An 11,805-nucleotide genomic window follows, 5' to 3' on the forward strand; every position below is an offset into this window, starting at 1 on the left:
AGGAATCATGTAGGTGGATCCACCACCAATTAGCTAGATATGGGTTGCTAACGATGCGTTTCAAACACTCGATCACGGTTTGGTTATCGATTTTTGTCGTAGCTGCGTCTTTTATCGCTACCGCTGCGCGTGCGCAGGAAGAACCCACGGGGCTTGAGGACGCATTGCCAACCGAACAGCTCGCACCCGTCAAAATTGTTGGCTTCGGTGACAGTCTGATGGCGGGTTATCTTCTGCCTTCAAATGCCGCCTTCCCGCAGCAACTCGAAAAAGCGCTTGATGACAAGGGTTATCAGGTCAGCATCGAGAATGCTGGCGTATCGGGTGACACCACAACCGGTGGTCTGGCCCGCATCGACTGGTCGATCCCGGATGGTACAAATCTCGTTATTCTTGAACTCGGAGCCAATGATGCGCTGCGCGGGATTGCGCCTGATATTACTGAGAAAAATCTCGATGAAATGCTCTCGCGTCTCAAAACACGCGGCATATCGGTTATACTCGCTGGCATGATAGCCCCGCCCAATATGGGCAAAGATTATGCCGACAAGTTCAACCCGATCTATCCGAAGCTTGCGCAAAAATATGGCGTGCCGCTGTATCCATTTTTCCTTGATGGTGTCGCTGCACAAAAGCAGTTGCAGCTTGAAGACGGCATGCACCCGAATGAAAAGGGCGTGGAAATGATGGTGAGCAATTTCATGCCAACAATCGAGAAAGTCCTCAAAGCCGAACAAAAGACGGGGACATCAGGCGGCTGACACAATCGTCAAGCATAAACAGCTTGCCCAAGAGGGCGAAGAATGATTCGCTAAGAAATACATCGATTAGGAAAAAGAGATTCGTTTTTCCCCTGATCGATGCACAGGCACTCTAATTCAGAGCGTCCTCCCGTGGCCGAAGCCACACGACGCTCTGGCTCAGAACCGTTCGAGGAGGATGCTAAATGCCGCGTCTCTTTACTGCCCTCGAAATCCCGCGCGACGCCGCGCTTTCGCTCTCGTTATTACGGGGCGGCCTCCCAGGCGCACGCTGGATCGATGTTGAAAACTACCACATAACTCTGCGTTTTATTGGAGATGTGGAAGGCCACGTGGCCGACGAGGTTGCCAATGCACTGGATCGCGTACGGCGCCCCGAATTCATGCTCAATCTGTCCGGTGTCGATGCTTTCGGTTCGAAAAAACCGCACAGCATCTATGCGGGCGTATCACCCTCACCTGAACTCAACGCATTGCAGGGCGAAATAGAACGCATCTGCCAGCGGCTTCACATACCCGCAGATCCGCGCAAATTCACACCCCATGTGACTTTGGCACGGTTAAAAAACCCACGCATTGAAGATGTCGTTCAATATCTCTCATCGCGCGGCAATTTCTCGACAATGCCCTTCAAAGTGGGGCGTTTCGTTCTGATGTCATCGCGCGATTCTGTGGGTGGCGGCCCTTACATTGTCGAAGAAGCCTGGCCTTTAATGGCTGCATCACGCCAGAACTGGTCGGCCAGCGCCTTTGAAGAGGTAAGCACCATTCGGTAAACCTGCTCGAAATCCCCGATATTTCCGTAATAAGGATCGGGGATTTCCACCGCTTTGCCCTCTGCTATTTCGGTGAAAAGGCCAATGCGCGCGGTTGCGTTCGCGGGCTGACGCTGCGCGATCATGCGCATATTGTAACGATCCATCCCAAGAATGAGATCAAAGCGGGTGAAATCACTTGCGGTCAGCTGGCGGCAAGATTGTTCAGAAATATCAAGACCATGCTTTGCAGCAACCCGGACTGAGCGTTCGTCCGGTTCTTCGCCCGTGTGATAGCCGTTCGTGCCTGCCGAATCGATCAGCACATGATCAATACGCCGCTCTGCCAGAACCTGCGCCATCACGCCTTCTGCAAGCGGTGAACGGCAGATATTGCCTGCACAGACGAACAAAATACTCGTTGGGGCTGGTTGGGTCACGGAACTCTCGCGGCTATGGTAAGTTATAATCAGAACCGCAACATAGGCGAAATGTGATGGCACGCAACAGGCTAACAGAAGAAGAACTGAAACAAGCTCTCAGCGAGCTTGAAGGCTGGCAGAAGCTTGATAGCCGCGAGGCGATCAGCAAGAGTTTCAAGTTCAAGGACTTCAATGCAGCTTTTGGATTTATGACGCGGGCAGCGCTTTATGCCGAAAAGCTCGACCACCACCCGGAATGGTTCAATGTTTATAATCGCGTTGATGTGACGCTTTCAACTCATAGTGAAAACGGTATTACAGAGCTCGACATTAAGCTTGCGCGCAAAATGAATACGATTGTTTAACGCATTCATACCTTTGAAATATAAACGAAAATCGTCTTCTTATGAAAATTGAAACTGCCGTCGCGGTTTCTGGCAATAAATGGAAGTGCTTTGGTGAGATTGACGCAATCACTCCATTGTTGGCCGAGCGCGCCACCATTTATACTGCGAATAAACACATCTCCGACCGAAACGGCCGAATGGAAAATGTGGCCGGCCCTCACATCGTAAAAGCCGATGGCGCGCCCATAGGGCAGCGATGAATAGCCATTCCACAATTCGCCAGCCCGAAAGTTTAACAACGGTATCCAGTTCTGCCCGGATGTACCGCGTAATGTATGCTCGGAAATACCGGCTCCAAGCAGAAAGCGCATATAGGCCGTGATGTCATAACACATAGCGTCTTTCAAATCGATATTGACATGATCGCCAACATCCAGTGCGGCTGCGAGTTGATTGCCGCGATAGAACTGGCTCGACCGGTCACTGCGCACAAAGTTTTCGCCATAACCAGTTAAATGCATCGGATAGCTCCACTCCATCACATAATGTTCAGCCCGAAGAGGGCAAAAGCCATAATCCAGTGATTTGGGAGTCGTGGTGAAGCTGATGATTTTGGCAGGGTCTGCCAGTGTCTCATCCGGCAGAAAACTTGAAAATGACGGGAAATCATCCCATCTTCTTGTGATGACAGCCCTCTATCTGGCTGACAGGAGTTAAACTGACTATGGATCGTACCAAGATTGATGACATCCTTGAACCTGGAAGCGAGCGCGACCACGAAAAGCGCAGCGAACGTGTGAAAAAGGGATTCTGGAAGACAGCACGCCGTGCTGGTCGCATGGTTCCGTTCATGGATGAAGTCGTGGCGGCTTATTATTGCGCACTCGATGAAAAGACTCCCACACGCGTTCGCATGACGCTAATGGCAGCACTTGCTTATTTTGTGCTGCCGTTCGACATTATTCCCGACATGCTGGTCGGTATTGGCTTTACCGACGATATTGCGGTGCTGATGGCTGCATTGACCGCTGTACGCACACATATCACGCCAGCGCACAGAATCGCAGCCCGTGATGCAATGCGCGACGACGGCGAAGCGGCATAGGCCGGTTTCACAGATTTGTTACGGTGGAATACATCGCTCATCACGAATTGACGCGATATGACAAACTCTTGCCGCTTTCTTTTCATTGAACTTGGCAACGGGATCGCGGGGGCTTTTGCCTACTCGTTCAAGTTTTCTTTCAAAACTTCACCGTTTGGTAACCCAGATTAAGGCACATTAAGGGTCATCAAACGGGGCGGCGTGTTGAACGGCGACATCCCGATATTCGACTTTGAAGCAAACGAAAGAGAACCGGTAAAAAATCATGCTTGGAAAATCGATCGTCGCGGCTTCGGTGTTCACGATTGCAATGGCAGGCTCAGCACTCGCCCAGACACCGACCCAGATTAAGCAGTTCGACGCTTGGGGCGCATATAGCTACCAGTCTGCCAATGGCAAGGTTTGCTATGTCCTGTCCGTTCCGACGCAGAAAGCGCCCGCCAATGTTGATCATGGCGATAACTTTTTCCTCGTGAGCAAGAAGCCAGGCCAGAACGTCAACCTTGAGCCTCAATTCATGGCTGGCTATGAGCTGAACGCCAATGCGAATGCCAAGGTTATTGTTACTGTGGGCAATCGCAATTTCACGATGTTCGTGAATGGCAAGTCCGGCTGGATGGAAAATGCAGCAGAAGAGCCGCAGCTGATCGCAGCGATGCGTGGCGGCGCGGACATGAAGGTGCAGGCACAATCCAAGCGCGGCACAAAGACCAATTACACCTATTCGCTCAAGGGCATTTCGGCAGCACTCGCAGCCATTCAGAATTGCAAATAAGCCAATCGGTCGCTTTCTACTTTTACGCACATCTTATCCGAAAACCGGTTCCCACTTTTCGGGATGTGCTTTAAACTCATTAGCCGGGGCTTCGCTCCGGCTTTTCTTTTGAGGTCGTATCCTCACTTATGCATGCCTGCCGCGACAGACTGCGGGATGACGGATGCAATATTGTGTGCTATGAGCGCGCGCAACAGGCTCGCATTTCAGATGAACGAGCCCATATATCCATGCAACAGATCGTGTTTACCGGCGCGCTTTATGCGGCGTCCTCAACAGTTGAAAACATATGTCCATTTCGTTCGACCTGACCATTGATGATACGCGTGACCAGCTTGCCCGCCATGTGCGCGCAAATATGGAGCAAAAGCCGTCGCTCATCGGCATGTCGCGTGAGGAAATGGCTGATGAGCTGATCAAGATTGGCGTCTTGCCAAAGCAGGTCAAGATGCGCATTGCGCAGCTCTGGCATTGGCTTTATGTGCGCGGCGTTTCTGATTTTGCCGATATGCGCAATATTTCCAAAGATCTGCGCGCTCTTCTAGCGCAGCATTTCACCATTGCGCGCCCGGAAGTCGTTGAAGAACAGATTTCGCAGGATGGCACGCGCAAATGGCTGTTCCGCTTCCCACCACGCGGTGCTGGACGCCCTGTTGAAATCGAATGTGTCTATATTCCTGAAGAAGGCCGCGGAACGCTCTGCATTTCCTCACAGGTTGGCTGCACGCTGACCTGCTCGTTCTGCCATACCGGCACGCAGAAGCTGGTGCGTAATCTGACCTCGGAGGAAATTCTCGCGCAGTTGATGACGGCACGCGATCGCCTCGGCGATTTCCCCGAAACCGACACACCGGACGGCGCTATCGTGCCTGCTGAAGGTCGCAAAGTCACAAACATCGTTATGATGGGCATGGGCGAACCACTTTATAACTTCGAGGAAGTGAAGAAGGCTCTGCTGATTGCGTCTGATGGCGATGGTCTGGCACTTTCCAAGCGTCGCATCACGCTGTCGACCTCTGGCGTTGTGCCTGAAATCTATCGCACCGGCGAAGAAATCGGCGTTATGCTTGCAATCTCGCTGCATGCCGTGCGCGATGAATTGCGCGACCTTCTGGTGCCAATCAATAAGAAATATCCGCTGGAACAGCTGCTTAAAGCGTGCCGCGAATATCCAGGCCTGTCGAACGCCAAGCGCATTACATTTGAATATGTGATGCTCAAAGACATCAATGACAGCATGGAAGACGCCAAGCTGCTCGTGAAGCTTTTGAAGGGCATTCCAGCCAAGATCAATCTGATCCCGTTCAACCCATGGCCCGGCACGAATTACCAGTGCTCGGACTGGGAGCATATTGAACGCTTCGCAGACTATGTGAACGCTGCCGGTTACGCATCGCCAATCCGCACGCCACGCGGTCGCGATATTCTGGCTGCCTGTGGCCAGTTGAAGTCGGAATCAGAACGCATGCGCAAGACCGAGCGTCTGGCGCTCGAAGCCATGATGATAGCCGGGCATGGTGAATAATTCGGGGGAGATTAAACGCATTTGACCGATACGTTTGATTATATCACGCGCTTTGTTGTTATTGTTTTCGGCTATTGCTTAGCCGTTCTGGCCGCTGGATTTTTTCTGGCGGCTATTTTGTATAGCCAGATCGATGTGCTGGGCTATGCCATGTCAGACCCGTTCTTTGAGGACGTTTTTACTGAAATCCGCAACAGCTGGGATACGACTGGCTTTTATGCAGCGGTTCTCGTTGGTGGCCCGGTTCTGGCTTTTATGGCAGGTGGTTTCAGCTTCTTCCCAGCGCTGGTGCTGATTGTCATCAGCGAAGCACGCGGCTGGAAATCATCGCTGCCTTATTGCATCGGCGGTTTGGTGATTGGATTGCTTGGAATGGGAACGGGATCGCTTTTCGCGGTAACCGATCAGCAAATCTCTGCCGGGATTGCTCTCCTGACAGGCGCTTTCGCCGGTTCAGGTGTTGTCGGCGGCTTCGTCTATTGGCTGATAGCTGGCCGCAATGCCGGGCGCTTTTTGAGTCGCCCGGCTGAATAATTTTACTTCGCTTGCGCTGTGATAATTTTCAGCGCGAAAGCTGAGAAAATACCTGCAAAAAGCCAATCCACAATCCGCGTGACAGTTGGGTTCTTCTTGAGAAGACCGGCGAACTTGTCCGCTGCCACCACCATTGGAATGGTGAAAGGCAGTGCCAGTGGAATGAAGGACAGGCCTAGGAAGAACAGTTTTCCCATCGCATGCGGATCACTGGCCGAAACGAACTGCGGCAGGAAGGTCATGTTGAACAGGATGATCTTCGGGTTGAGCAAATTGATGCCAAGGCCCGTTGCCCAGTTCTGAAACAAGGTATGCTTTTTGCCGCCATTTTTTTCCGGCGAGAATGCAGACCCCTTGCGGATTGCCTGCACTGCGAGCCAAACAAGATAAATGGCGCCAACAGCTTTCAAAGCCGTGAAAGCGGCGGGAGACGCAAGAATCAGCGCGGACAGGCCGAGCGCCACCATGCTTGTATGAATGACGATGCCAGTGCTGGCACCTGCCATGCAAGCAAAGCCCGCAGCCTTGCCCTCAGATAATGCACGACCGACGAACAGCGTCATGTCTGGGCCGGGGGTGATCGACAGGATTGCAGTGGCAATCACGAACTGGACGAAGATTGTCCATTCGGGGATGAAGGTTAGATTTGTCAGAAACGACATTGAAAAGCACTCCGGGAATTCGCGGCAAGCTAACGCGAATTCATGTCCTCCGCCATCGAATTTTTTAGCGGTCTTAGCGACGCTATTTTATGCGCAGGCAACCCATCCGCGATAGGTGAATGACGCATAAAAAAGGCTCGGATTCTTAAAGCCTGCACCACGGATAAGTGCCTCATCATGTTGGGGCGTCAGAATATGCAACCGCTCATTGAGCGCTATGCTGGTTTTGGTTGCACTTGCCAGATCAACACCAGAATCATTCAAAAATGCAGCATAGCGCGACAACCATAAAGCCCGCTCATCGTCATTGCTCTGCTCGAAACTGAAATGGGCCATGATGAACGGTGCACACGGTCTCAATCGGCGATGTACATCTGCAAGCGTTTGTCTGCGCGTTTCCTGATCCAGAAAATGCATGGTCAACAAACAGACAGCACCATCAAACAGCCCCGTTGCAGCAGTGTCGATATAGCCGTGATGGAAGTTCACTCGCTCCGCATTGGGGCCTAGATTTTGCCGCGCCAATTCCAGCATTTCGGCGGAGGGATCAACTGCTTCAAAAGTCCAGCGCGGATGATTTTCTGCAAAGAGTGTGAGCTCAAGCCCACCACCCGCACCCAACACCAGTATGCGCGCATCATCAGGAACCTGTTCGGCAAGCAGCAAACGCGCCATGCGTTGCATATCCCGAAAACCGGGCACAGCCTTCGGCGGCCCCTCGCAATAACGAGCAACCACCTGCGGATCAGAAAATGGATTGGCTTGATTTTTCATGTAACTTTTATAGTTACAAATCAAGATGACAGTCAACACTGTTCAAAATGGAAGATAAAGCTTTCTTTTCGACCACAACGCACCATCCGGCTTGCACGCTGCTTAGCAACTGATAAAAGAGCTGCAACATCCTGTTCTACGGCCCTTCGGGCCACCATCGCATCTCAGACGGAAGTGAACTATGAGCAAGCTGAAAGACGTCAAAAAAGTCGTTCTGGCCTATTCGGGCGGTCTCGACACCTCGATTATCCTGAAATGGTTGCAGACTGAGCTGAACGCAGAAGTCGTTACCTTTACCGCCGATCTCGGCCAGGGTGAAGAACTTGAACCAGCACGCAAAAAGGCGGAAATGCTGGGCATCAAGGAAATCTTCGTTGAGGATGTGCGCGAAGAATTCGTGCGCGATTTCGTCTTCCCGATGTTCCGCGCCAATGCTGTCTATGAAGGCGTTTATCTGCTGGGTACCTCGATTGCCCGTCCGCTGATCTCCAAGCACCTGATTGAAATTGCCAAGAAGACCGGCGCTGACGCGATTGCACACGGCGCAACCGGTAAGGGCAATGATCAGGTTCGTTTCGAGCTTTCCGCTTATGCGCTGAACCCCGACATCAAGATCATCGCTCCATGGCGCGACTGGTCGTTCAAGAGCCGCACGCATCTGCTCGAATTTGCTGAACAGCACCAGATCCCTGTTGCGAAAGACAAGAAGGGCGAAGCACCTTTCTCAGTTGACGCAAACCTGCTGCACTCTTCGTCTGAAGGCAAGGTTCTGGAAGATCCGGCAATCGAAGCGCCTGAATATGTGCATATGCGCACGATTTCCCCAGAAACCGCACCAGACACACCAACCATCATCAAGGTTGGCTTTGAAAAGGGTGATGCGGTTTCGATCAATGGCGAACGTCTGTCGCCTGCAACTCTGCTTGCCAAGCTCAATGATTATGGCCGTGACAACGGTATCGGTCGTCTTGACCTCGTTGAAAACCGTTTCGTTGGCATGAAATCCCGCGGCGTTTATGAAACACCGGGCGGCACGATCCTGTTGGCTGCGCACCGCGCTATCGAATCGATCACGCTCGACCGTGGTGCAGCGCATCTCAAGGATGAGCTGATGCCACGCTATGCAGAACTCATCTATTACGGCTTCTGGTTCTCGCCGGAACGCGAAATGCTGCAGGCTGCAATCGACCTCAGCCAGCGTCATGTTGAAGGTGAAGTCACGCTCAAGCTCTATAAGGGCAATGTGATCGTAACTGGCCGTGAATCGGACAAGTCGCTTTATTCCGACAAGCTCGTGACGTTTGAAGACGATCAGGGCGCATACGACCAGAAAGACGCAGCAGGCTTTATCAAGCTCAATGCGCTTCGTCTGCGCACATTGGCTGCTCGCGACCGTCGCTAAGCTGTTCACACCAAGACAAAAGCCCGCCTTCCGGCGGGCTTTTTCTTTTCAGGAACGAAAGCCGTGTTTCTTTATCTGGCGCTGTCTCTTTGCATTCTGCTTGGCATTTATCTGCTGGTCAGCTGCATTTCTGTCCTGTTGGGCATCATCACGCCAACAGTCCGTCATCGCTTTAAAGCCGACAGCCAGCCACATGTGTTTCAATTGCCAAATGCCGGACGATACACTGTCAGCATCGTTTTTCCGCCGCTGACGATTGTCACAGGAATCGCTTATTTCTCAACGCAACTTGCAATCAAGTCACTACCAAGCGGCGCAGCAATCGCATATCGCTCGACAAGCCGTTCGCTGCTCGGCGTCAGACGCACGGACATGCGCGGCTATGCTTCGCATGTGCTTGGCAATTTTGAATGTTCAGCAGCGGGCGATTACGAAATAACCTGTCTTACGCCTGAAAAAATCAGGTCGAATTTTCAGTTAGAAATATCGCCCTATGTTTCGTTCCTGAAACTCGTGCCTGCAATCTTAGGGACAATTCTGGCAAGCGGAATGAGCATCGGCGGAACGATAATATTCATCCTTTTACTGGCTGGTAATATCGGGTGATCGTCATACCGCGTGACTGATAGAGCCAAGCATCTTTTCTTCGCCGGGGCGTAAGGTCAGCACCCGAACGCCATTCGACGTAACAGCCACCGTATGCTCAAACTGCGCTGACAATTTTCCATCACGCGTCACCACGGTCCAGCCGTCTTTTTCAGTCTTTACCTTGGCTGTGCCCTGATTGAGCATCGGCTCGATGGTGAACACCATGCCTTCGCGCAAACGAGCGCCTGTACCGGGCTTGCCGAAGTGCAGAACCTGCGGCTCTTCATGCATTTCACGGCCAATGCCATGACCGCAATATTCGCGTACCACGCTGTAATCATGCCGTTTGGCATGACGCTCGATCGCATAGCCAATGTCACCCAGCGTTGCACCGGGGCGCACAGCGGCAATGCCCTTCCATAATGCTTCATAGGTTACACGAACCAGACGCGAAGCAAAGGGAGCAACATCACCAATCATATAGGTTTTGCTGGAATCAGCGATAAAACCATCCTTCTCCAGCGTAATATCGAAATTGATGATCTCACCATTAGCGATGATTTCATCATGAGACGGCATGCCGTGACAGACAACTTCATTCCTTGAGGCATTAAGCACATAGGGAAAATCATATTGCCCCTTGCTAGCCGGACGCGCCTGCAATTCGCGGGTGATATAATTTTCAACCAGATCATTGACCTGCATTGTACTCATGCCAACAAGCGGCGTGTTATCGAGAAGCGTGAAGACAGACGCCAGCAGCGCGCCCGAAGCCGCCATCTTTTCCACTTCAGCCTGCGTCTTGATCATGATGGCTGCACCGCCAGAACCGGTATTTCCACATGGGCGGCGCGCAACTGCATCTGCACAATTTCATTGAACGACAGTTCAGGGTTAGCCTGCGCCAGCATGCCGACTTTCATCCAGTATTCTGCCTGCGCATTGATCGAACGGCACATGACATCACTCGCCTTGCGCAGTTCTTCGTGCAGTTCGTCGCTGATTTTTACGATACCCATGGTTACTTTCCGCCATCAATATATGAAACATATATAAATCGTATATTGCACTCAATCAAGTTCCATCATCTGCACCCTTTTGCTTAAACCACTTGAATTTAGTACGGCACCATACTATATGTCGCCGTATGGAAATTATTGAGCAAAAGCATCACGCCCTTCTGGGCGAAATGGAACGCCGCAACGCACCCTCAACCGGCGCGTTGAAGGCCTGTTTTGAAGTGCTATCGCTGGCAGCAGCCATCGACCGTGACTGCGCAAACAGGCTTAGCCCCCACAAGCTTTCCGAAGGCAAGTTTGTGCTGCTGTTTTTGTTGCAGAATGCAGCTGACGGTCTTTCGCCGCATGAGCTGTCGGAACGCGCTGGCGTCACACGCGCCACCATTACCGGCCTGCTCGACGGGCTGGAGCGTGACGGTTTTCTGACACGCCATGCAGATACGCAGGATCGCCGCAAGCTCGCAGTCAGACTTACACCCGAAGGTGCGCGATTGGCACAAGAGCTTTTCGATCAGCATACCGCCTGGATCGCGGGACTGATGAGCGATCTTTCAACCGGCGAGCAACAACTGCTGAGCACCCTATTGCGCCGCATCTGGAGCCGAACCGATGCGGGCCAATCTTTTAAAATCAGTGAAACCCTAAGGGATATGACATGACCTATTACCTCGCCGAGCTTTACTCGCCCAAGACAAGTTGGCTTGAACTTGATGCACAAGGCAGACAAGCTTTCTTTGAAAAAGTCGGTGCAGGCATGGGCGGTCTCGCAGCACTAGGCGTTGAAGCTTTAGCTTTAGGTCCGGTGGATGCCACCAAGCCTTACGCACCAGATCAAAGCTTCTTTGCCATCTGGCGTTTCCCGGATGAAGCGGCTCTCGACACGCTAATTGCCGGAATCACTGCAACCGGCTGGCATGATTATTTTGACACCATCAATGCGGCAGGTGCTGGCACTGACCTAGGCGGTCACCTCGCCCAACTGGCAGGCGTGCCTTTCAAAGAAGCCGCCTAAACTGCAAGACAAATGCTCCCTATTGAGGAGCATTTTTCTTATCCACACCAACCCACAGATGATCCCGCTTGACTCTTCGCTGACTCGATTCAATACTAGAACATAAAGTGAACAAATTGCAGGT

General features: G+C 52.1%; 17 protein-coding genes. 11 read left to right on the forward strand and 6 right to left on the reverse strand.

Translation table 11 applies throughout. The features are described 5' to 3' along the window. The first annotated feature begins 53 nt into the window (after positions 1-53). The gene (locus tag J2782_RS11600; RefSeq protein WP_310012634.1) at positions 54-761 is read left to right on the forward strand and encodes an arylesterase; all 708 of its coding nucleotides are present in this window, start codon (positions 54-56) and stop codon (positions 759-761) included. Between the two features lie 185 nt (positions 762-946). Then, positions 947-1,537 carry an RNA 2',3'-cyclic phosphodiesterase gene (thpR, locus tag J2782_RS11605; RefSeq protein WP_310012636.1) on the forward strand — a complete coding sequence of 197 codons (591 nt, stop codon included), beginning with the start codon at positions 947-949 and terminating at the stop codon, positions 1,535-1,537. Here the strand turns inward: thpR and J2782_RS11610 are convergent. Beyond that, on the reverse strand, positions 1,447-1,956 hold the full coding sequence (locus J2782_RS11610) for a low molecular weight protein-tyrosine-phosphatase (protein WP_310012639.1): 510 nt from the start codon (positions 1,954-1,956) through the stop codon (positions 1,447-1,449). The genes thpR and J2782_RS11610 overlap by 91 nt on opposite strands. A gap of 56 nt (positions 1,957-2,012) precedes the next feature. Between J2782_RS11610 and J2782_RS11615 the strand changes: the two genes are divergently transcribed. Then, complete coding sequence (locus J2782_RS11615; protein WP_310012641.1) at positions 2,013-2,303, forward strand: 4a-hydroxytetrahydrobiopterin dehydratase; 291 nt, start codon at positions 2,013-2,015, stop codon at positions 2,301-2,303. 5 nt (positions 2,304-2,308) lie between these two features. Here J2782_RS11615 and J2782_RS11620 read toward each other — a convergent pair whose 3' ends face one another. After that, positions 2,309-2,806, reverse strand: coding sequence for a hypothetical protein (locus tag J2782_RS11620; protein WP_310012643.1), 498 nt, complete (start codon positions 2,804-2,806; stop codon positions 2,309-2,311). 203 nt (positions 2,807-3,009) lie between these two features. Here J2782_RS11620 and J2782_RS11625 point away from each other — a divergent pair, with 203 nt between their 5' ends. From J2782_RS11625 to J2782_RS11640, 4 genes are all read left to right on the forward strand, one after another. Continuing rightward, a complete protein-coding gene (locus J2782_RS11625; protein WP_310012644.1) occupies positions 3,010-3,390 on the forward strand; it encodes a YkvA family protein in 381 nt (126 codons plus the stop codon). A 265-nt stretch (positions 3,391-3,655) separates the two neighbouring features. Further along, entirely contained in the window at positions 3,656-4,165 is a 510-nt protein-coding gene (locus J2782_RS11630; protein ID WP_250039236.1) for an invasion associated locus B family protein, read from the forward strand. A 289-nt stretch (positions 4,166-4,454) separates the two neighbouring features. Next, on the forward strand, positions 4,455-5,690 hold the full coding sequence (gene rlmN / locus J2782_RS11635; protein WP_250039238.1) for a dual-specificity RNA methyltransferase RlmN: 1,236 nt from the start codon (positions 4,455-4,457) through the stop codon (positions 5,688-5,690). A 21-nt stretch (positions 5,691-5,711) separates the two neighbouring features. Further along, positions 5,712-6,224 (forward strand): hypothetical protein, encoded by a 513-nt coding sequence (locus J2782_RS11640; protein WP_310012647.1) that lies wholly within the window; start codon positions 5,712-5,714, stop codon positions 6,222-6,224. 2 nt (positions 6,225-6,226) lie between these two features. Here the strand turns inward: J2782_RS11640 and J2782_RS11645 are convergent, their stop codons facing one another. Both J2782_RS11645 and J2782_RS11650 read right to left on the reverse strand, forming a co-directional pair. Further along, on the reverse strand, positions 6,227-6,886 hold the full coding sequence (locus tag J2782_RS11645; protein WP_310012649.1) for a LysE family translocator: 660 nt from the start codon (positions 6,884-6,886) through the stop codon (positions 6,227-6,229). An 87-nt stretch (positions 6,887-6,973) separates the two neighbouring features. Continuing rightward, complete coding sequence (locus J2782_RS11650; protein WP_310012651.1) at positions 6,974-7,660, reverse strand: class I SAM-dependent methyltransferase; 687 nt, start codon at positions 7,658-7,660, stop codon at positions 6,974-6,976. A 181-nt stretch (positions 7,661-7,841) separates the two neighbouring features. Between J2782_RS11650 and J2782_RS11655 the strand changes: the two genes are divergently transcribed. Together J2782_RS11655 and J2782_RS11660 are read left to right on the forward strand one after the other, a co-directional pair. Continuing rightward, entirely contained in the window at positions 7,842-9,062 is a 1,221-nt protein-coding gene (locus J2782_RS11655; RefSeq protein ID WP_310012653.1) for an argininosuccinate synthase, read from the forward strand. 63 nt (positions 9,063-9,125) lie between these two features. After that, complete coding sequence (locus J2782_RS11660) at positions 9,126-9,668, forward strand: hypothetical protein (RefSeq protein WP_310012654.1); 543 nt, start codon at positions 9,126-9,128, stop codon at positions 9,666-9,668. Positions 9,669-9,671: 3 nt separating this feature from the next. On the opposite strand, the gene map is transcribed toward J2782_RS11660, so the two are convergent. Together map and J2782_RS11670 are read right to left on the reverse strand one after the other, a co-directional pair. Then, complete coding sequence (map, locus tag J2782_RS11665) at positions 9,672-10,460, reverse strand: type I methionyl aminopeptidase (RefSeq protein WP_310012655.1); 789 nt, start codon at positions 10,458-10,460, stop codon at positions 9,672-9,674. Then, the gene (locus J2782_RS11670) at positions 10,457-10,669 is read right to left on the reverse strand and encodes a ParD-like family protein (RefSeq protein ID WP_310012657.1); all 213 of its coding nucleotides are present in this window, start codon (positions 10,667-10,669) and stop codon (positions 10,457-10,459) included. Before J2782_RS11670 ends, map begins: the two co-directional genes overlap by 4 nt. A 128-nt stretch (positions 10,670-10,797) precedes the next feature. On the opposite strand from J2782_RS11670, the gene J2782_RS11675 reads away from it, so the two are divergent. Both J2782_RS11675 and J2782_RS11680 read left to right on the forward strand, forming a co-directional pair. After that, the gene (locus tag J2782_RS11675; protein ID WP_310012658.1) at positions 10,798-11,328 is read left to right on the forward strand and encodes a MarR family winged helix-turn-helix transcriptional regulator; all 531 of its coding nucleotides are present in this window, start codon (positions 10,798-10,800) and stop codon (positions 11,326-11,328) included. Beyond that, positions 11,325-11,681, forward strand: coding sequence for a DUF6616 family protein (locus J2782_RS11680; protein WP_310012659.1), 357 nt, complete (start codon positions 11,325-11,327; stop codon positions 11,679-11,681). The genes J2782_RS11675 and J2782_RS11680 overlap by 4 nt, the downstream gene beginning before the upstream one ends. Positions 11,682-11,805: the final 124 nt, after the last annotated feature.

This window comes from Brucella pseudogrignonensis (assembly GCF_031454375.1).
Classification (GTDB): domain Bacteria; phylum Pseudomonadota; class Alphaproteobacteria; order Rhizobiales; family Rhizobiaceae; genus Brucella; species Brucella pseudogrignonensis_A.

Excerpts from the sequence above, each read along its gene's own strand:
- J2782_RS11670 (WP_310012657.1), bottom strand. The coding sequence starts at position 10,669 with ATGGGTATCGTAAAAATCAGCGACGAACTGCACGAAGAACTGCGCAAG.
- map (WP_310012655.1), bottom strand. The coding sequence starts at position 10,460 with ATGATCAAGACGCAGGCTGAAGTGGAAAAGATGGCGGCTTCGGGCGCG.
- J2782_RS11680 (WP_310012659.1), top strand. The coding sequence starts at position 11,325 with ATGACCTATTACCTCGCCGAGCTTTACTCGCCCAAGACAAGTTGGCTT.
- J2782_RS11675 (WP_310012658.1), top strand. The coding sequence starts at position 10,798 with ATGGAAATTATTGAGCAAAAGCATCACGCCCTTCTGGGCGAAATGGAA.
- J2782_RS11615 (WP_310012641.1), top strand. The coding sequence starts at position 2,013 with ATGGCACGCAACAGGCTAACAGAAGAAGAACTGAAACAAGCTCTCAGC.
- J2782_RS11650 (WP_310012651.1), bottom strand. The coding sequence starts at position 7,660 with ATGAAAAATCAAGCCAATCCATTTTCTGATCCGCAGGTGGTTGCTCGT.
- thpR (WP_310012636.1), top strand. The coding sequence starts at position 947 with ATGCCGCGTCTCTTTACTGCCCTCGAAATCCCGCGCGACGCCGCGCTT.
- rlmN (WP_250039238.1), top strand. The coding sequence starts at position 4,455 with ATGTCCATTTCGTTCGACCTGACCATTGATGATACGCGTGACCAGCTT.
- J2782_RS11600 (WP_310012634.1), top strand. The coding sequence starts at position 54 with ATGCGTTTCAAACACTCGATCACGGTTTGGTTATCGATTTTTGTCGTA.
- J2782_RS11655 (WP_310012653.1), top strand. The coding sequence starts at position 7,842 with ATGAGCAAGCTGAAAGACGTCAAAAAAGTCGTTCTGGCCTATTCGGGC.
- J2782_RS11625 (WP_310012644.1), top strand. The coding sequence starts at position 3,010 with ATGGATCGTACCAAGATTGATGACATCCTTGAACCTGGAAGCGAGCGC.
- J2782_RS11645 (WP_310012649.1), bottom strand. The coding sequence starts at position 6,886 with ATGTCGTTTCTGACAAATCTAACCTTCATCCCCGAATGGACAATCTTC.
- J2782_RS11620 (WP_310012643.1), bottom strand. The coding sequence starts at position 2,806 with ATGCATTTAACTGGTTATGGCGAAAACTTTGTGCGCAGTGACCGGTCG.
- J2782_RS11630 (WP_250039236.1), top strand. The coding sequence starts at position 3,656 with ATGCTTGGAAAATCGATCGTCGCGGCTTCGGTGTTCACGATTGCAATG.